The organism is Ruegeria sp. AF8, assembly GCF_056541825.1.
On the sequence record NZ_JBQFYW010000016.1, the window covers coordinates 39,912 to 56,921 of the forward strand.

Annotated in this window: 17 protein-coding genes; 8 read left to right on the forward strand and 9 right to left on the reverse strand. The window is 58.2% G+C overall.

Annotated features, from left to right (window positions below):
- Window positions 1-151: 151 nt before the first annotated feature.
- The 3 genes from ACR0AO_RS19695 to ACR0AO_RS19705 are packed head-to-tail and all read left to right on the forward strand — an operon-like array spanning window position 152 to window position 1,276.
- Window positions 152-784 (forward strand): M12 family metallopeptidase, encoded by a 633-nt coding sequence (locus tag ACR0AO_RS19695; RefSeq protein ID WP_480607425.1) that lies wholly within the window; start codon window positions 152-154, stop codon window positions 782-784.
- A gap of 16 nt (window positions 785-800) precedes the next feature.
- On the forward strand, window positions 801-1,070 hold the full coding sequence (locus ACR0AO_RS19700) for a hypothetical protein (protein WP_480607427.1): 270 nt from the start codon (window positions 801-803) through the stop codon (window positions 1,068-1,070).
- A gap of 5 nt (window positions 1,071-1,075) precedes the next feature.
- A complete protein-coding gene (locus ACR0AO_RS19705; protein WP_480607430.1) occupies window positions 1,076-1,276 on the forward strand; it encodes a hypothetical protein in 201 nt (66 codons plus the stop codon).
- 4 nt (window positions 1,277-1,280) lie between these two features.
- On the opposite strand, the gene ACR0AO_RS19710 is transcribed toward ACR0AO_RS19705, so the two are convergent.
- On the reverse strand, window positions 1,281-1,412 hold the full coding sequence (locus tag ACR0AO_RS19710; protein WP_480607432.1) for a peptide-methionine (R)-S-oxide reductase: 132 nt from the start codon (window positions 1,410-1,412) through the stop codon (window positions 1,281-1,283).
- 662 nt (window positions 1,413-2,074) lie between these two features.
- Window positions 2,075-2,647, reverse strand: coding sequence for a TetR/AcrR family transcriptional regulator (locus ACR0AO_RS19715; RefSeq protein WP_480607435.1), 573 nt, complete (start codon window positions 2,645-2,647; stop codon window positions 2,075-2,077).
- A 127-nt stretch (window positions 2,648-2,774) separates the two neighbouring features.
- On the opposite strand from ACR0AO_RS19715, the gene ACR0AO_RS19720 reads away from it, so the two are divergent.
- The 5 genes from ACR0AO_RS19720 (at window position 2,775) to ACR0AO_RS19740 (ending at window position 8,610) form a co-directional block, all read left to right on the forward strand.
- Complete coding sequence (locus ACR0AO_RS19720) at window positions 2,775-3,239, forward strand: (2Fe-2S)-binding protein (protein ID WP_480607438.1); 465 nt, start codon at window positions 2,775-2,777, stop codon at window positions 3,237-3,239.
- Window positions 3,240-3,242: 3 nt separating this feature from the next.
- A complete protein-coding gene (locus ACR0AO_RS19725) occupies window positions 3,243-5,429 on the forward strand; it encodes a xanthine dehydrogenase family protein molybdopterin-binding subunit (protein WP_480607441.1) in 2,187 nt (728 codons plus the stop codon).
- A 240-nt stretch (window positions 5,430-5,669) separates the two neighbouring features.
- A complete protein-coding gene (locus tag ACR0AO_RS19730) occupies window positions 5,670-6,485 on the forward strand; it encodes an SDR family oxidoreductase (protein ID WP_480607444.1) in 816 nt (271 codons plus the stop codon).
- Complete coding sequence (locus tag ACR0AO_RS19735) at window positions 6,482-7,756, forward strand: adenylate/guanylate cyclase domain-containing protein (protein ID WP_480607446.1); 1,275 nt, start codon at window positions 6,482-6,484, stop codon at window positions 7,754-7,756. The genes ACR0AO_RS19730 and ACR0AO_RS19735 overlap by 4 nt, the downstream gene beginning before the upstream one ends.
- 518 nt (window positions 7,757-8,274) lie before the next feature.
- Window positions 8,275-8,610 (forward strand): response regulator, encoded by a 336-nt coding sequence (locus ACR0AO_RS19740; RefSeq protein ID WP_480607448.1) that lies wholly within the window; start codon window positions 8,275-8,277, stop codon window positions 8,608-8,610.
- An 11-nt stretch (window positions 8,611-8,621) separates the two neighbouring features.
- Here the strand turns inward: ACR0AO_RS19740 and ACR0AO_RS19745 are convergent, their stop codons facing one another.
- From ACR0AO_RS19745 to ACR0AO_RS19775, 7 genes are all read right to left on the reverse strand, one after another.
- Complete coding sequence (locus ACR0AO_RS19745) at window positions 8,622-10,235, reverse strand: adenylate/guanylate cyclase domain-containing protein (RefSeq protein WP_480607451.1); 1,614 nt, start codon at window positions 10,233-10,235, stop codon at window positions 8,622-8,624.
- A 3-nt stretch (window positions 10,236-10,238) separates the two neighbouring features.
- Complete coding sequence (locus ACR0AO_RS19750) at window positions 10,239-13,322, reverse strand: response regulator (RefSeq protein ID WP_480607455.1); 3,084 nt, start codon at window positions 13,320-13,322, stop codon at window positions 10,239-10,241.
- Between the two features lie 48 nt (window positions 13,323-13,370).
- Window positions 13,371-13,796, reverse strand: a complete 426-nt coding sequence (locus ACR0AO_RS19755) for a hypothetical protein (protein ID WP_480607458.1) — start codon at window positions 13,794-13,796, stop codon at window positions 13,371-13,373.
- 122 nt (window positions 13,797-13,918) lie between these two features.
- Window positions 13,919-14,686, reverse strand: coding sequence for a bifunctional hydroxymethylpyrimidine kinase/phosphomethylpyrimidine kinase (thiD, locus tag ACR0AO_RS19760; protein ID WP_480607461.1), 768 nt, complete (start codon window positions 14,684-14,686; stop codon window positions 13,919-13,921).
- Window positions 14,683-15,651 (reverse strand): ThiF family adenylyltransferase, encoded by a 969-nt coding sequence (locus tag ACR0AO_RS19765; RefSeq protein ID WP_480607463.1) that lies wholly within the window; start codon window positions 15,649-15,651, stop codon window positions 14,683-14,685. The genes thiD and ACR0AO_RS19765 overlap by 4 nt, the downstream gene beginning before the upstream one ends.
- Window positions 15,648-16,241, reverse strand: coding sequence for a thiamine phosphate synthase (locus ACR0AO_RS19770; protein ID WP_480607466.1), 594 nt, complete (start codon window positions 16,239-16,241; stop codon window positions 15,648-15,650). The genes ACR0AO_RS19765 and ACR0AO_RS19770 overlap by 4 nt, the downstream gene beginning before the upstream one ends.
- Window positions 16,241-17,008 carry a thiazole synthase gene (locus ACR0AO_RS19775; RefSeq protein WP_480607469.1) on the reverse strand — a complete coding sequence of 256 codons (768 nt, stop codon included), beginning with the start codon at window positions 17,006-17,008 and terminating at the stop codon, window positions 16,241-16,243. Before ACR0AO_RS19775 ends, ACR0AO_RS19770 begins: the two co-directional genes overlap by 1 nt.
- Window positions 17,009-17,010 lie beyond the last annotated feature (2 nt).

The following is a 17,010-nucleotide window of genomic DNA, read 5'->3' on the forward strand; positions in this document are numbered from 1 at the left end:
ACCCGCCTTCGTTTGCAAAAGATCAGAACCAGCAGAATCAAAAAGAAGCGAAAGCGGAAGGCGAATCCGCCGATCTATCGCAGGTTTGATCCGAGATTCGGATTTCGCCTTAAAAGGTGGTATAGTTGGTTTTTCATTGAGGTGATTTCTCATGGCTAACGTGCGACGAGGAAATGGTGTTCTGTGGCCGAACGACCGGGTTCCCTATGAAATCCGAAACGGGGATTTTCCCACTGGCAGCGAGGCGCGCGAAAAGGTTGATTGGGCGATTGATCACTGGAACAGCCGCTGCCGGGTGAAATTCGTGCCGCACCGGCGCGGCTCTCGCGAAAACTGGGTGCAGTTCCGCAGCCACGACACGGCCTGCAGCAGCGCGGTTGGGCGGCAGCGATTTTTCAACCCATTCGGAGACCCGCCGCCACAGGCGATCCGCTGTCAGTTGGGGCCAGGCGGGTTCCGCCGTGGCAGCATCGTACACGAAATGGGTCATGCGGTCGGGCTGTTTCACGAACACCAGCGCCCCGACCGCGACAATTACGTGACCGTCAACAGCGATGACGACGTGAACTATGGCAAGAAACGCGCCTCTCAGGTCGTCGAGCTGACGCCGTATGATTATCTATCGATCATGCATTACGGCAGGCGCGCAGAACTGTCCGTTCCAGGACGTATCCCGGTGGGGCAGCGCGACCGGCTGAGCTATCTCGATATTTACGCCATCGAGCGCCGATACGAGATCGGCGGCGGCGATCACTGGCTGTTGAGCAATCTCCACATGCATTGACAAGGGAGTATCGAAAATGGCTGCATTCCGATTTTTCGGTGAAGTCGAAAGGCTTTACGTCACGCGCCCGGGGCTTTTTGTGCGTCTGGAAAATGTCACGCCCACGGGCGAGCCGCTGCCGAAGAACGGCTATTTCCTGTTGCGGCGGGACCATGAGAATTACGATTCGATCTATTCTCTGGCGCTCCTGGCAGCATCCGGCAGGCACCGGCTGCAAATCCGCGCCTCGGAGGACGCCGACCCCAGCGAACACGCCGAGGTCGCCTATATGGTTCTGGATTGGTGACTGAAATGGCCCGTTCTGGACGCAAGAAATCCGATTATATCGAAAACCCGCCTGTCGAACCCGTCGATCCGTTGCCTGGAAGCTCGGGCACTGACGGGGTGACGCGCGCCGAGATCATGGCGCGCGAGGACGAGGACCCGCCGCGCGAACAAGATATCCAGTCAGGCGGAGCGACTGGTGGAGACGACGACCCGCCGCGGACCTGACGCTTCAGGTTCTCTTTTTGAAATCCAGCTCCAAGCCGTTGATGAAATAGAGCAGGCCGGTGGGCTGCGACTTGTCGGGAAAGGCATGACCCTGGTGCGCCTCGCAACGGTTGCAGTGCGCCACCGCCCGGCGCATTAACTAGGAATCGTCGGGCTGCTCGCCCAGCCATCTCGGCATCCTTGGCCTGATGGAGCGAAGGCCAAGCCGGTGCCCGAGTTGAACTTGTGCTCGTTGTCGAGCAACGCTGCCCCGCAGCAGACGCAAGTAAAGTTGTCGGGGCCGGCGGAAAATCCTCGTGGATGACCGTGCACTCAGTTCCGTGCCTCCGGATGACCTTGTTGGGGTTACGCTCGCACCGTGATCTCATTACCGGACAAGTCACTGTCGACTATTTGGGCCGTCAGATTCTGGGGGCGTAGTATTTCCGTCCCATGCTTTCGGTCTGTCGCGAACTCCTTTGGGTCGCTTCGGCTCAGACGCCGATAGCAACCTCGTCTGTTGGCGCACCAAACGCAGTTTTGTGTCTCAGTATGCTCCGGGCCATGCGCGCCAGTTTATTGGCAAGCGCGACGGCGGCCTTGTTCCGACAGATCGAAACCTACAATGTGGAAGGTGTCCTTGCCGATATCGATGCCTATCGACATCAGCTCATCAAAGTCTTTCTTCGCCATGCTACTTCTCCGAATTGCAGAAATGGGCAAAGCCTAACCTGCCGGGTGAAACAGCCGGTACCATCCCATTACCGGCCATTCGCCGCGCGCGCGAAATCTGCAGATGATCGAACTCACAATGCGCCGTTAAGCCTTGCCCCGAACACAGAACACCACCATTGCTCGCAATGGATCAAACAGGTCTTTAAGTTGTTCTGCGTCACTTGCGTCACGTTTGATCTGCGTAAACATGCTCTTGATCATGTTCTGAAGCTGCAACGGGTCGATACCCGCGCTGTTCAAATCCTTTTCGAAGGGCGCCAACACGACACCGATGGCTCCAAGGTAGTTACCCTTGATCTGCTTCACACGCTCGGGTGAGAGGTTGTCGCCAATTTCGAGTATCTCGTCGAGGTGCGGAAACCTTTGCATGGCGTCGAAAGGGGCGGCGCACATATGCTTGAATAGTATTTCGAGCCTGTCCTCAAGATCGGTTGCCGTTGCGCAGGCGCTTTCGATGTCAGCCTTGGCTTTTTCAGCGTATTGAAGAAGGGCTGCGAAGATCAGATCTTCTTTGCTTTCATATGCTTTATACAGCGTTTGGCGCGACACTTTCGATGCGGCCGCGATCTCGGTCATAGACGTTTTCGCAACGCCGTAGTGGGCGAATAGACCAAACGCAGTCTCTACGATTTTCTGGTTCTTGTCGTTCATTGCCATGCGACCGATCTAGACCCGAGTCGTCCACTTGTAAAGAGCAAGTTGACAAAATGAGTATTTTAGTCTACTTGTCCATTCCAGCCAAGAAATGCCGATGCATTGCGAATCCAAAAGGGAGATTGCGGACATGCCGACCAGCTTGAAGATCAATGGCCAAATGCGCGACATCCAGGCGCCCGAGGGCACCCCGCTTCTGTGGGTGATCCGTGACGAATTGAAACTGACCGGAACCAAGTTTGGGTGTGGTGTTGCGTCGTGCGGCGCGTGCACCGTTCACGTGGATGGCCAGCCCGTGCGCTCGTGCCAGACCTATATCGAAGACGTCGAAGGTGTCGAGATCACCACTATCGAGGCGATGAGCCAAGACAAAATCGGCGCGGCCATTCAACAGGCCTGGATTGAGTTGGACGTGGTTCAGTGCGGTTATTGCCAGTCGGGGCAGATCATGTCTGCTGTTGGCCTGTTGTCGGAGAACCCCAAGCCGAGCGCCGAAGAGATCGACGAATATATGTGGGGCAATGCCTGCCGCTGCGCCACCTATCAACGCATCCGCGCCGGTATCCAGCGCGCATCTGAAATCCTGGAGGCCTGATCCATGACCGTCAACACCTCCCGCCGTGGTTTTCTGAAAGGCGCAGCCGCCGCTGGTGCCGTTCTTCTGGTCGGCGCACGCCCTGATGGCGCACTCGCTGTCGCGTCTTCGGAAAGCGCTCAATTCAACCCGTTCGTGAAGATCGATGCCGACGGAACCGTGACCGTCATCGTCAAGCACTTTGAGATGGGTCAGGGCCCCGCAACCGGCCTGCCGACTCTGGTCGCCGAAGAAATCGGCGCAAACATGGATCAGATCGAGTATGAGTTCGCCCCATCGAACCCACAGGTCTATAACAACCTGTTTTTCGGGCAGGTTCAGGGCTCTGGCGGGTCGACCGCCATGGCAAACTCGTGGCGGCAATACCGTCAGGCTGGCGCTGCGGCGCGCGAGATGCTGATCGCCGCGGCAGCTCAGACCTGGGGTGTGGGCGCGTCGGGTATCACCATTGAGGAAGGGATCGTCAAAGCAGGCGAACAGTCGGCTCCGATCGCCGAGTTCATTGCGGCGGCTGCTCAACTTGATGCCCCTGCCGAGCCGCGCCTGAAGGACCCGTCTGAGTTCCGCCTGATCGGCAACGAATCCGTGCGCCGCAAGGATTCTTCGATCAAGGGCAATGGTCAGGCGAAATACGGTATGGACATGCACCTGCCGAACCAGATGGTCGTCATGATCAAACGTCCGGAATCGCTTGGCGGCGTGGTCGCAGGATTCGACGGCAGCGCCTCGAAGGAGGTCAAGGGCTTCATCAACGCAGCCACTCTGCCCAACCAGGCCGGTGTGGCGGTTTATGCCGAAAACACATGGGCAGCCATTCAGGCGCGTGAAGCGCTGGAAGTCGAATGGGATCTGTCTGCGGCCGAGACCCGTGACTCGGATCAGATCGAGGCTGAAATCCGCGCCGCTCTGGACGCCGAGCCTCAGTACAATGTGAACAAAGCGGATGCAGCAGCGGTCGCGGCGACGATTGACGGTGCGGACACGATTTTGGAAGAGAGCTTCTACTTCCCGCTGCTGGCCCATGCCCCGATGGAGCCGATGAACTGCACCATCGAGCAGACGGCAGATGGCAAGATCGTAATGCACGATGCCTGCCAGATTCCGACTGGCGTTCATTACGCCCTGCAACAGGTCTTCCAACTGCCAGCCGAGCAGATCGGGATCAACACGTTGCTGGCCGGTGGTTCATTTGGTCGCCGCGCGACTCCGGAAGCGGACTATCAGGTTGAAGCCGCGCAGGCCTTTGTCATCACTGATCGCAGCCGACCCGTAAAGCTGGTGTGGACGCGCGAAGACGATATCCGCAGTGGTTATTACCGCCCGGCCTTTGGCCACAAGGTCCGGGTCGGCCTGGACGGTCAGGGCAACATCGTGGGATGGCAGCATCAGGTGGCCGGTCAGTCGATCATGAAGGGCACCGCATTCGAAGCGTTCGCCGTACACGATGGCGTCGATCACAGCTCGGTCGAAGGTATCGCGGACAGCCCCTATTCGATCCCCGGCATGGCGCTGGGTCTGACGGATACGCCCAAGGCAACCACGGTTCTGTGGTGGCGCTCGGTGGGTCACACCCACACGGCCTATGTGATGGAAACCATGATGGACAAAGCCGCCAAGGCCGCTGGCCGCGATCCGGCCGAGTTTCGTCTGGCCCATCTGGCCGATGACGGCAACGCTGATCAAAAGCGTAAAGCGGGCGTTCTGAAACTGGCGATGGAAAAGGCCAACTGGGGCAATGCGCCCGCCGGTCGCGCTCAGGGTATCGCGGTACACAAGTCCTTTGGCTCGTACGTAGCTGAGGTAGTCGAAGTGTCTGGCGATGCAGACAGTGGCATCAAGATCGAAAAGGTCACCTGTGCCGTAGACTGCGGCATTGCGGTAAACCCGGATGTCGTCAAAGCTCAGGTTCAGGGCGGCGCCGGCTACGGGATCGGACACGTTATGCGCGACCAGATCACCCTGACGGGTGGCGCGGTGGATCAGTCCAACTTCCCGGATTACGAGCCGCTTCGTATCAGCGATATCGGAGCAATCGAGGTGCATATCGTTCCATCCGCCGAAGCCCCCACGGGCGTCGGCGAACCCGGCACCCCACCATCTGCACCTGCGCTCGCCAATGCGATTGCCGCGGCTTCGGGAACGCGCGTAACGCACCTTCCCATGTCAGCCAATGGAGTATCCTTCGTCTGATTTTATTGCCCTCAGCTAGCGGGCTTCTGTAGTCCGCCAGCCGCCGCCCTGAAAACACAGCAATCAAACAACGGGCTTCACGCCTGAAGGAGAAAGTCATGTCCAGCGAAAGTGAAATCACAATTTCGCAACGTCGCACTTTTACGTCCGGTGCCGCGGCGGCAAACGCCCACTTCCCCGCCCAATCCAAGCACCACCACCCACGCAAACCATCACTCACGTGAACAAACGGAAATGAAAATGACACAGACAATTATTATTACAGGGGCTTCGACCGGTATTGGCAAGGCGACGGCAAAACACTTCCAGGCTCAGGGCTGGAATGTTGTCGCCACCATGCGGAAACCCGAAGACGGCGCGGAACTGGCCGCTCTGTGCAATGTTCTGGTGACGCGCCTCGACGTGACCGATCCGGCCTCCATTCAAAGCGCCGTTGAAGCCGCGCAAGAGGCTGTCGGCCCCATCGACGTTCTCCTGAACAACGCTGGCTACGGCGCATACGGGCCGCTGGAGAACTTTGACATGGACCGCATCCGCCGCCAGTTCGACACCAATGTGATCGGCTTGCTGGAGGTGACCAAAGCGGTTCTGCCTCAGATGCGCGCCCGGAACTCCGGCACCATCGTCAATATCAGCTCCATCGGCGGGCAGATGACTTTCCCGCTTGGCACTCTCTATCACGGCACCAAGTTTGCCGTCGAAGGCATCTCTGAGGCTCTGCATTACGAACTGGAGGCCATCGGAGTAAAAGTGAAGATCGTGGAACCGGGCATGATTGCAACGGACTTCTCCGGGCGCAGTTTTGATTTTGCCAATGAGCCAGCGATTGACGAGTATCAGGGTGTGGTATCCGCTGTCATGGGTTCTTTTGCAAATCAGGCGTTCCCGCCGTCCCCTCCTGAAGTCGTAGCAGAAGTGATCTGGACGGCAGTAACCGATGGCACCAATACTCTGCGCTATCGCGCAGGGCAGGATGCCGATTTCCTGCTGACCAATCGGAAGGCTGCTGACGACGCGACCTTCATCGGTGGCATCAAAGAGCAGATGGGTTTGTGAAAGAAAATAGTCAACCGAACCGGCCAGGAAGGAGTGCCCCCGGCTTCGCCAATTGGGGCACTTCCGGAATCCAGCGCGGGGTTAGCGCAGTAACCACGGCTCCAGCCTGGGTTTCCAAGGAGGTCGCCAGATATTTCGTCTACTGGCGCATCTTCTACTTCCTTGCGGGCGTCACTCACGGCCTGTCGATACTGTTTTTCCTGGACCGGGAAGTTTGGCTCATGGCCTGGTTCAACATTGGCAGCGTCATCGTATTCACAACATGCATGCTGCTTTTGTACCGGGGGTGGTTCCGTTCGGCCTATTGGTTTGCACTTGCCGAGCTTGTTTCCCACGCAATAACCGCGACGGTTTCTGTCGGCGTCGAGTTCGGAGCTCTGGACGCAATACTGCTGGTTCTCATTCTGCTCTATGTGCAGCCTTTTTACCCGCTGATTTTATCCTTGGTTCTTTCTGTACTCGCGCTGGCGGCAGCTGTGATCACACAGGAATACATGCTGACCCACGCGCCCCATTATCCCCATTTCCAGGTCACGTCAGGAGATCTCGCGATGCGGGTCGTGTCATGGCCCATTCTGATGTTGGCGATGGTGGTGCCATTCATTCGAGCCGCGTCAAAGGCAGAAAGAGACCTTGAGATTGCGCATGGCGAAAGTGAGCGCCTTTTGCACAATATTCTGCCCGTGACTGTGGCTGACAGATTAAAGGCTGGAGAAGATCAGATTGCAGACGAGCATCCGCGTGTTGCGGTCATGTTTGTCGATATTGTCGGCTTTACCGAAATGAGCCGAAATCAGGCCCCGGCAAGGATCGTCGAATTCCTGAACAAATTCTTCGTCGCGGTTGATGATCTCATCGAACGACACGACGCCGAGAAGATCAAGACCATTGGCGATGCCATAATGGTCACCGTCGGAGCACCGATATCTCATCCCTCCCCGGAAGACGGGGCCATGAAACTCGCTCGCGACATACTAGCCGCTGCAAAGCACTTTGCGCGACCTGACACAGGAAGCCCCCTTGTCGTCCGGATCGGGTTGCATTCCGGCCCCGCCGTAGCCGGTGTCATAGGAAAGGCAAAATTCGCTTATGATATTTGGGGTGAAACAGTGAATATTGCAGCGAGAATGGAGAGTTCCGGCGTTCCCGGTACGGTTCAGGTTTCCGAGGTCTTTGCGTCACGTTTGACCAAAACTCTCGACCTTGAGGAACGGAGAATTGTCGCCGTTGCCAGTAGCAGTATCGGTGCCTGCATATACCGGTTTGAGTAGTGTTTCTGGCGTAGTTCGCGCAGGCGCCGAAAGGTTCTGCTATGGATTGGACCTGTCGCGTTTTTGTGCCGCTCCAGCGGTCATTCGCTCTTTGCCTTCTCGAAGGTCAATGGTCAAAGTTTGCAACAGATCCCACAGGGCGGCGCGCGAACTGACAGCAATGGTCGAAGGCAAATCCGAAGGCCGGTCAGTCTGCACAGAGACCTGGCTTGTGATACGCCGCTCCCTGGCAGAACCCCCTTGCCGGTCACAGCGAATGGCAGATGCGGGCCAGTGTTCGAATTGGGCCGGCCCGACCTCAGGCAAAGTGCACGTTTGGCGAATTAATCCAATCAAAATTGCTTTGCGTAAAACCAAATTGATGAAAGAATGCACCGTCCAGTAAGGTTTGCACGGCCCGGCGACAAGGGTGGCGCTTCGAACAAAAGTCTCGATCCGCCTGAACCGTTCGACAGTCAAATCGCGCGGCGGCGCAAGGGGGGATTTTGACTAAAGTTCTGTTGGTAGAAGACAACGAAATGAACCGCGATATGCTTTCGCGCAGATTGGCGCGCAAAGGGTTTCTTGTCGTTGCCGCGAAGGATGGGTTGGAGGGCGTTGCCTTGGCGGGCAGCGAAACTCCGGACATCATTTTGATGGATATGAGCCTGCCCGAGATCGATGGATGGGAGGCCACACGGCGTATCAAGGCGGCGCCCGAGACAGCTTCGATCCCGGTGGTTGCCCTGACCGCGCACGCGATGGCCAGTGATCGGGAAAAGGCGTTGAACGCAGGGTGCGATGATTTCGACACCAAGCCTGTTGAACTTGGCCGCTTGCTGGAGAAAATGGAAAAACTGCTTCCCTCGTGCTGACAGAAACCTATTCAATCCGAAGCTGGTTTGCGCTGGGTGACATAGTAGGTTCTCACCTGACCTTTTCCCTTTATGCGTGTGTCAATGGGTTGCGAGACTTCAAAACGATGTTCGACCCGTCTGGCGGTGGCCTCGGATATCTGGACCCGGCCCGGCGCGCCGGTTGATTCAAGACGGCTGGCCACGTTAACCGTGTCTCCCCAGACGTCGTACAGGAAACGGTGCGACCCGATTATTCCCGCAACCACCGGCCCGCTGTGCACGCCGATCCTGATGTGCATCGGGTGATCCGCTTCAAGGTTCAGCGCTTCGACCTGATCGAGCATCCGAAGGGCCATTTCGACGATCACTTCGGCATGATCGGCACGGTCATCCGGCACTCCGGCGGCGACCATGTAGGCATCTCCGATTGTCTTTATTTTTTCCACGCCAAGCTCGGTCGCGGTTGCATCGAATCCTGAAAATATCCGGTTGAGATAGAAAACCACCTGTGCCGGGGGGAGTTTGGCAGACATTTCGGTAAAGCCAACGATATCGGAAAAAAGGATGGTGACGTCGTTGTGGCGATCAGCGATTGTGGTTTCGCCGCCGTTTAGCCGCGCCACGATCTGATGCGGCAGAATGCTGTGCAAAAGATCTTTGTACTTTTGCTTTTCCGCTTCCATCTGCTCAAGAAAATGGCGTTCGCGTTCCCGCCAGCGGTTTTTCTCTAGCGCTGCGCTGATCCGGGCTTGCAACAAAATGGGATCGAAGGGTTTGGGCAGATAATCCTCGGCACCGGCCTCGATGCAGCGCGCGACGCTATCGATCTCATCCAGGGCTGAAATCATGATAACGGAGATGCCGCGAAGGGCGCCGTCTGCTTTCATTCTGGTCAGCACGTCAAACCCGTTGATGTCTGGCATCATGAGATCAAGCAGAACCAGATCGAACGGATGCCGGGACATCATTTCAAGGGCTGAATATCCTCCGTCGGCGGTCCAGACCTGATGCCCGTCCCGCTTTAGCCGGCGGGCCAGCAAACTGCGATTGGCTTCGATATCATCGACGACAAGGATGTTACCGGTCGGCACAGCGGTGTCGGCGATTGGGACGACAGGCTGCATACTCTGAGCCAGATTTGCGAACATGGCGGCGGCTTCCAGCGGAGCGTCCGAAACCTTGGGGTCATCGCCTGACAGCTCGTCGGACAAAGCCGCAAGCTTGTCTATATGTTGCAGAAGGGCGTCGGCTTGTTCCAGCAGCCCCAGCAAGTCCGCCTCCAGATGCCCTGCGTTCAGGCCATCCAGATCCTCCAGTAACATCTCGCTGTAGCCTTTGATCGCATTCATCGGAGTCCGCAGGTCGTGGCGCAGCCGTTTCACACCCTCATCGCCGTTGACCGTGAGTTTCAGGGCCATGTCGGGGTTCAGAAGCTGGTCGACCAATGCCTTCAACTCGGTCGTTGCGCGGGAAATTCGGTCGAGATCCGAGACAACTTCATCCAGCGTCAGACGTCTGGCCTCGCTTTGAAGCAACTCGCAAAAATCGACGATGGCGCTGACCGGAGAGATCAGGTTTTGGCGCAGATTTGCCAGCCACATTGCTTTTGTGTGTTGCGGTTCGGTTTCCGGGCCGTCATTCACAGCTTATGTTTCTCCTGCAGATGCAGGCCGGGCAGCAGCCAGGATTTCGTTCAATTGGTTGAGGATGGTTTCGACTTCATCCCCGTCCTTGCTGATCAGCGTCTCTATCGAACCGTTCAATCGCGCGCGGTCATCATTCGACAGGGTTTTCGCGGTGACAACGATAACAGGTATTTCCTTCCAGTCCGGGTTCCTCCTCATCCCCGTCAGAAATTCAAACCCGTCCATCTCGGGCATCATAAGATCCAGCAGAATGACGTCCGGTGAGGATTTGGAAAGTAGTTGCAGGGCGTCCAGCCCATTGGCTGCCTGCTCGACCTGCCAACCTTCCTTGACAAGGACGCGGCAGATCATTTCGCGCGTTGCGGCCTCATCCTCAACGACCAGAGCCCGAGGGGTCGGCAGGGCCGGACAAAGCTCTTTCAGCGCTTTCAGAAGCTCGACCGTGTCGATGGGTTTGCCCAGATACTCGCTGGCACCCAGCGACAATCCCCGGGTGCGGTCTTCTGCGAATGTCAGCATGATGACCGGTATGTCGGCCAGTTCCGGATCGTCTTTCAGTTTGGACAACACGGCCCAGCCATCGATCTCGGGCATGAACACATCCAGCGTGATGGCGTCAGGTTTGGCTTCGCGCGCCAGATCCAACGCGTCTTCACCCTTGGTTGAGGAAAGAACCCGGTATCCTTCTCTGCGCAGCCGTCGTCCTAAAAGATCATGCACTGTCGGATCGTCATCGACCAGCAGAACCAATGGAGCGTTTGGATCGGTTTGGGCGTCATCCTCGGAATACCCTGTGTCCTGCAGCAAGTTGTTTGACGGGTCGCGGCAAATTCCCGGCAGGTGAATGGTGAAGGTCGATCCCTGACCGAGCGTACTGGTGCAGTGAATGTCGCCGCCCAGCTGTTCGCAGAAGACCTTGGTGATCGACAACCCCAAGCCGGTGCCGCCATAGTTGCGGGTAGTGGACGAATCCGCCTGAGTGAATGCGTCAAAGACCTTGTCGACTTGTTCGGGCGACATGCCAATACCCCGATCGGCCACCGCAAACTCCAGTTGATCTGGTTCATTCGACCGAATAACCGACAGTGTGATCTTCGCGTTTTCGGTGAATTTGCATGCATTGGACAGCAGGTTGAGCAGTGCCTGGCGCACTTTGGTCAGGTCGCAGACCATTTCCCCGACGTCCTTGGGGCACAAGATTTCCAAGATATTGTTGTTCTTCTCGGCCAGCGGTTGCACCGTAGTTCCGACATCTTCGATCATCTGGAGCACGTCGAAGGGTTCCAGATTGAATTCCATCTTGCCGGCTTCGATTTTGGACAGGTCCAGAATGTCGTTGATCAACGCAAGCAAGTGTTTCCCGGCAGATTGAATTTTCCGAAGATCGCTCAGGTTTACCTCGTCATTCTGGTCGATGGCTTCCTCGAGCATCAGCTCGCTATACCCGATAATCGCATTCAGCGGCGTGCGAAGCTCGTGGCTCATATTGGCAAGGAACGTGCTCTTGGTTTTGTTGGCGGTTTCAGCGATATCCTTCGCCACGCGCAGTTCGCTTTCAACCTGCTTTTGGGTGGTAATATCCCGGCCGTAGATATTCGCGTAACCGCCCTCGGGAACCGGCCACAACAAAAGGGCATAGATCAGACCACCGGCCTCGTACTCAAAATCTTGCCTTTGATCCTCGCGCAAACCTTTGGCGACACGTTTGCGCCAACCTGTACCTACCCGGTCGCCGACCTTCAGCTTTAGCGCCTTGATGAGCGGGGCGCTTGCCTTATTGGCGTAAATCAGGATGCCCCGATCAGTGATGCGCAAGACCGGGTTGGGGTTTTCTTCAGGAATTCGCGCCAATTCGCGCATTCGCTTCTCGGCCTGCTTCAACTGCGTGACGTCCCGCCCGTACAGATTGACGTGTTTGGCATCTGGAACCGGCCAGAGCAGTAACGCATAGACCATACCGCCGGCATGGCACTCAAAGTCCTGCCGCTTGTTTTCCCGCAGACCTTGATTGACGCGCGCCAGCCATTCTTCGGTGACGACGGCGCCGACTTTGAGACCCAATGCATCCAACATCGGATCGCTGGCTTTGTTCGCGAATGTCAACCGGCCCTCACTGTCAATGCACATCACCGGGTTGGGGTTTTCTTCCGGGATCTGGGCAAGTTCCGCATTCCGCGCCTGGGTCTTTTTCAATTCGGTGACATCGCTGTAAATCGCGACTATTCCATTGTCGCTGGTCCTGCGCTCACTCACCTTGATCCAGTCACCGGATGCCCGGTTTTGCATCTGCGAATCTCGCGGATTTTGGTGGCGCTTCAACCGCTGCGTCAGCCAATCCTCCTCGCGCCCGATGGCATCCTCAATCACCTTGATCGACAGCGCCTGCCGAACGATCTGTTCGAATGTCATCCCCGGTTTGACAAGATCTTCATGCCCCGGATACAGCATTTTTCGGTACATCTCGTTGGCCAACACCAGACGATCATTGGAATCGTACAGGGCAAAGCCTTCCGGGATTGCGTTTACGGCATCGACGATCCGATTCAGTGCCCGTTCTGGCGCTGCATGTTGCGTCTTCTTGTCAAGCACAGCCACAGCACAATGGATCGCCGCGCGTTGCGCTAAATCAATATCGTCCTCAGTAAAACCAACAGAGTGACTGGTGCCGAAGGTGATGGCACCCACAACCCGCCCAAGGACTTTTATTGGCAGCACCATCTCGGCGACCGGAGCTGAGGCTTCATCCTCGATTTCGTCGATCTGCGTGTCGCGAAACAGCCGCAGGTCTCCGCTCTGCAGGACATCGCCAATGCGGCCATGCGACACCGGGACACTTGCGCTGTTCCAAACAACCCGATCGTTTTGAGGGTCTTGCAGAGAACCTTCACAATAGAAGGTCCCATCGGTTCCGAGCATAGCCAACGTGCATTCATCGAAATTCAGTACGACTTTCAATCTTTTCACAATTTCGAAAAGCAGCCGGTCCGGATCTGGCGTCTCAGCCGCCAGAGACGCAATCTCCTCAAGCAGCGCCCCTTTCGTTCCATCCGGTTTCGACACATGGTGACCGTCGGATCGGTTCATTTTGCGCTCTCCATTTGGCGAGACCGGAAAGTCGGTGAAACACTGTTTTCAGTTTTCCCGGCCTCTTGGCAGTTGAATTGAAATGCGGGACCAAAACAAGGTAGTTTCACGGGCTTCGGCCAGGGGCACATCCTGCGCCAAGTGTCCGTGGGTCTGAGGCGGCAGGTGTGGCGTCACCGGGGCGCCCGAAACATTCACAGAATCCGGCTTTAGAGAAACGATGGCAACGCTGCCGCTCAGACGGGCAAATCCCGCCGGCGCCTTAATGGGTTCCCCTGCCCAAGAGGTGTAATTTTTTATGAGATACCTGAAATTGTGGACCTCGAACCCATCATTGTCATCGCTGGATTGCGAAGGCATGGCATCGACCTGCGTGTTAAAATGGCATCCGATTTCGCAAGTGGTTTCTAATTTGAGAGAATTGACCAGCTTTGCTGCGCTTGGTGGGTACCGATCGAGTTTAATACTGCGCAATCGCAGAGACTGTCCGGTTTGGTGATCTGCGGCGTAGCATTTTGGGTCACTGTTGAAAGACGGAAACGGATGAAACCACAGTGAGGCAGGGTCGGTGCTTGAATCAATTCTGAGCGCGCACGTTAGGCACGAGTAAAACAGGGGTCATTATCGTTATTTGCGGCAGGTGAGTCTCCGAGCCAGGCTTGGACATAGTTCTTGGCCCGGCGGCATGCATGTGCGAGGTCGTGTCCCGAGGCCACCTGACAGGCAATCGCGGTGGCCAATGTGCAGCCGGTTCCGCGCTTGCCTTTTGCCAATCTCGGTGCGCTGAAGGTTTGGTGTCTTGCGGGTTCGAACAGGTGATCGACCGCCGCGGCACCCGTTCCGTGGCCGCCCTTGATCAGCACCGCCGCCGGGCCGCCCGACAGGATTTCATCGGCCTGAGCGGCGATTTCGCCCAAGTTCCGGGCGATTGGCCGCCCCGCAAGTGCTGCGGCCTCCGCGAGGTTGGGCGTCAGAAGATCGGCCTGCGACAGCAAGCTAGCCGGCAGACCTCCTGCCATCAGATCTCCGCCTGAACTGGCGCGCAGAACCGGATCGATGATGGCGGAAACCGGATGTTGTGACAGCCAGTCCGCCACGCATTCAGCTATGTCCGCGGTGCCGAGCATGCCAACCTTGACGGCCCGGAAGGAGCCGGATGCACAGGCGGCGTCAATCTGCTTTCTGACGAAATCCGCCGACATGGGGGCGGTGCCTGTCATGCCGGAATGCGTCTGGGCCGTGACCGACGTAACCACGGGAAAGACCCCGAAACCCAGCGCATTGGCCACGGCCGTGTCGCGGGTCAGTCCGGCTCCGCCACTGCTGTCGGTACCGGCGATGACCATGATCATGTTGTCTCTCATGCGCAGGCTCCGGCCGCGAGCAGGGCAAGGTCGTCATGAGCTCTGGCCCGAAGCATCGATGCGGCCCGCCACGCGCGCAGCCCGGTGGTGCAGCACAGAACAGTGCGTCGATCGGGGGCCGGCGGCATCGTATGCAAGTCGTCGATTGTCATGCGGACCGCCATGGGAACGATGGGGTGCTCGACTTCATCCACCCCGCGCAACTCGATGATCCGGTCGTTTTCCCTGAGCATGGTTTTTGACAGGAATGGAAGCGCATGATCAGGTTCGGGGCTGCCTTGGAAACTGAACAGGCCAAATCGCAGGTTCACCAGATCGATTGTGACCATCTGCCCGAGTGGCGAGGGTTTGCTCCCGAGCAGAACCCGGAGCGCCATTTGCGCCTGCATTGCCCCGACCGTGCCAACGACGGGGCCAAGCACGCCCGCGGTCGCGCAGGTGGCGCCGGCCTCCGGCAAATCCGGAAAGACCGCCCGCAGCGATGGCGCCTCTTGGCAGAAACCGCCGACATAGCCGGATTGTCCCAAGACGCTTGCGGATATCAGCGGGATTCCGGCATCCCGGCAGACATCCGACAGCGTGTAGGACACGGCAAAGCTGTCGGCGGCGTCGATCACCAGATCGGCCTGACGCGCCAGCGCAGGTGCGCTCGAGGGGTCAAGCGCCTCGACCAGAGCCCGGACTGTCACATCAGGATTGAGTTCCTGCAGGGTCCTTTTTGCCGCCTGCGCCTTGGGCCGGCCCAGATCGCCCATGCGGAAAAGCGGCTGGCGATGCAGGTTGCTTTCCTCGACATGGTCCGGATCGACCACGGTGATCCGCCCGACACCGGCCCCGGCGAGATATTGCAGCACCGGGCAACCCAGCCCGCCCGCTCCGACGACCAGAACTTGGGATTGCGCAAGGTGCAACTGCCCCCTGGCGCCGATGTCAGGCAGGATCATTTGACGTGCGTAGCGGCTCATGACGCGCAGGCCTTCAGCCATTCGCGGGTGCGGGCCTCGGGGTCTTCCGCCTGCTGGATGTCAGTGACCACGGCCGCGCTGTCGGCCCCGGCGGAGAACACGCCGGGCAGACGCTCGGGTGTGAGCCCGCCGATCGCGACCAGCGGCGTCTGTCCGGCGGTTTGCTTCCAACGCGTGACCCGGTCCAGCCCCTGCGGTCCCCATTTCATCTTCTTCAGAAGCGTCGGGTAAACCGGCCCAAGCGCCACATAGGCCGGGTCATGAGAAAGGGCGCGGTCCAGCTCGGTCTCATCATGGGTGGACAAGCCAAAACGAATTCCGGCGCGGCGAAGGGCCTTGAAATCGGTGCTGTCCATGTCTTCCTGTCCCAGATGCACGAAGGAACAGCGCAGATCCAGCGCCGCCTGCCAGTGATCGTTGACAACCAGCCGTGCCTTGTGAACGGCGCAGAAATCCCGCGCCCGGGCAATTTGGCGACGGGTTTCGGCCTCGGGCTGGCCCTTCAGCCGCAGTTGCACCAGCCGGACCCCGTGCGGCACCAGCAATTCAAGCCGCGAGACGTGGCCCACGATCAGGTAGAAACGCTCCATCACGCCAACTCCGCCAGTCCCAGGATCGGTGTCGAGGGCACCGCCATGTCACGCCGCTCCATCGGATCGGCATGATATCCCAGACGTCCGGCCTCGACCGCCAGCGCCATGGCGCGCGCCATGCCGACGGGATCGCCCGCCCTGGCGACTGCGGTGTTCAGCAATATGGCGTCCATGCCAAGCTCCATGGCCTGGACCGCATCCGAAGGCCGCCCGATACCGGCATCCACAATCATCGGCACGCCGGGAAAATGCGCCCGCAATGATCGTAACGCGTCGGGGTTGCGCAGCCCTTGTCCCGAACCGATCGGCGCGCCCCAAGGCATCAGAACCTCGCAGCCTGCCTCGATCAGCCTTTCTCCGACGACAAGGTCGTCCGTGGTGTAGGGAAACACCCGAAACCCGTCACCCGTGAGGGTTCGCGCGGCCTCGACCAGCGCAAAGACATCGGGCTGCAGGGTGTCGGAATGGCCGATCACTTCGAGCTTGATCCAATCGGTGCCGAAAAGCTCGCGCGCCATGCGGGCGGTGGTCACTGCCTCTTGCGCGGTGTGGCAGCCGGCGGTGTTGGGCAGAATGCGACAGCCGGTCTGGCCCAGCAGGTCAAAAAAACCGGCCCCGGAGCCGCCAGCGGTTTCGCGGCGCAGCGAGACGGTGACGATCTCGGTGCCACTGGCCTTGATCGCGGCCTTCAGCGTGGCAGGGGACGGGTATTGCGCCGTCCCCAGAAGAAGAGGCGAGCCGATCTCGGTGCCGTAGATACGCATCG

What these genes read in the sequence shown, in the direction of transcription:
- ACR0AO_RS19695 (WP_480607425.1), top strand. Translation starts at nt 152, where the DNA reads ATGGCTAACGTGCGACGAGGAAATGGTGTTCTGTGGCCGAACGACCGG.
- ACR0AO_RS19700 (WP_480607427.1), top strand. Translation starts at nt 801, where the DNA reads ATGGCTGCATTCCGATTTTTCGGTGAAGTCGAAAGGCTTTACGTCACG.
- ACR0AO_RS19705 (WP_480607430.1), top strand. Translation starts at nt 1,076, where the DNA reads ATGGCCCGTTCTGGACGCAAGAAATCCGATTATATCGAAAACCCGCCT.
- ACR0AO_RS19710 (WP_480607432.1), bottom strand. Translation starts at nt 1,412, where the DNA reads ATGCGCCGGGCGGTGGCGCACTGCAACCGTTGCGAGGCGCACCAGGGT.
- ACR0AO_RS19715 (WP_480607435.1), bottom strand. Translation starts at nt 2,647, where the DNA reads ATGGCAATGAACGACAAGAACCAGAAAATCGTAGAGACTGCGTTTGGT.
- ACR0AO_RS19720 (WP_480607438.1), top strand. Translation starts at nt 2,775, where the DNA reads ATGCCGACCAGCTTGAAGATCAATGGCCAAATGCGCGACATCCAGGCG.
- ACR0AO_RS19725 (WP_480607441.1), top strand. Translation starts at nt 3,243, where the DNA reads ATGACCGTCAACACCTCCCGCCGTGGTTTTCTGAAAGGCGCAGCCGCC.
- ACR0AO_RS19730 (WP_480607444.1), top strand. Translation starts at nt 5,670, where the DNA reads ATGACACAGACAATTATTATTACAGGGGCTTCGACCGGTATTGGCAAG.
- ACR0AO_RS19740 (WP_480607448.1), top strand. Translation starts at nt 8,275, where the DNA reads ATGAACCGCGATATGCTTTCGCGCAGATTGGCGCGCAAAGGGTTTCTT.
- ACR0AO_RS19750 (WP_480607455.1), bottom strand. Translation starts at nt 13,322, where the DNA reads ATGAACCGATCCGACGGTCACCATGTGTCGAAACCGGATGGAACGAAA.
- thiD (WP_480607461.1), bottom strand. Translation starts at nt 14,686, where the DNA reads ATGAGAGACAACATGATCATGGTCATCGCCGGTACCGACAGCAGTGGC.
- ACR0AO_RS19765 (WP_480607463.1), bottom strand. Translation starts at nt 15,651, where the DNA reads ATGAGCCGCTACGCACGTCAAATGATCCTGCCTGACATCGGCGCCAGG.
- ACR0AO_RS19770 (WP_480607466.1), bottom strand. Translation starts at nt 16,241, where the DNA reads ATGGAGCGTTTCTACCTGATCGTGGGCCACGTCTCGCGGCTTGAATTG.
- ACR0AO_RS19775 (WP_480607469.1), bottom strand. Translation starts at nt 17,008, where the DNA reads ATGCGTATCTACGGCACCGAGATCGGCTCGCCTCTTCTTCTGGGGACG.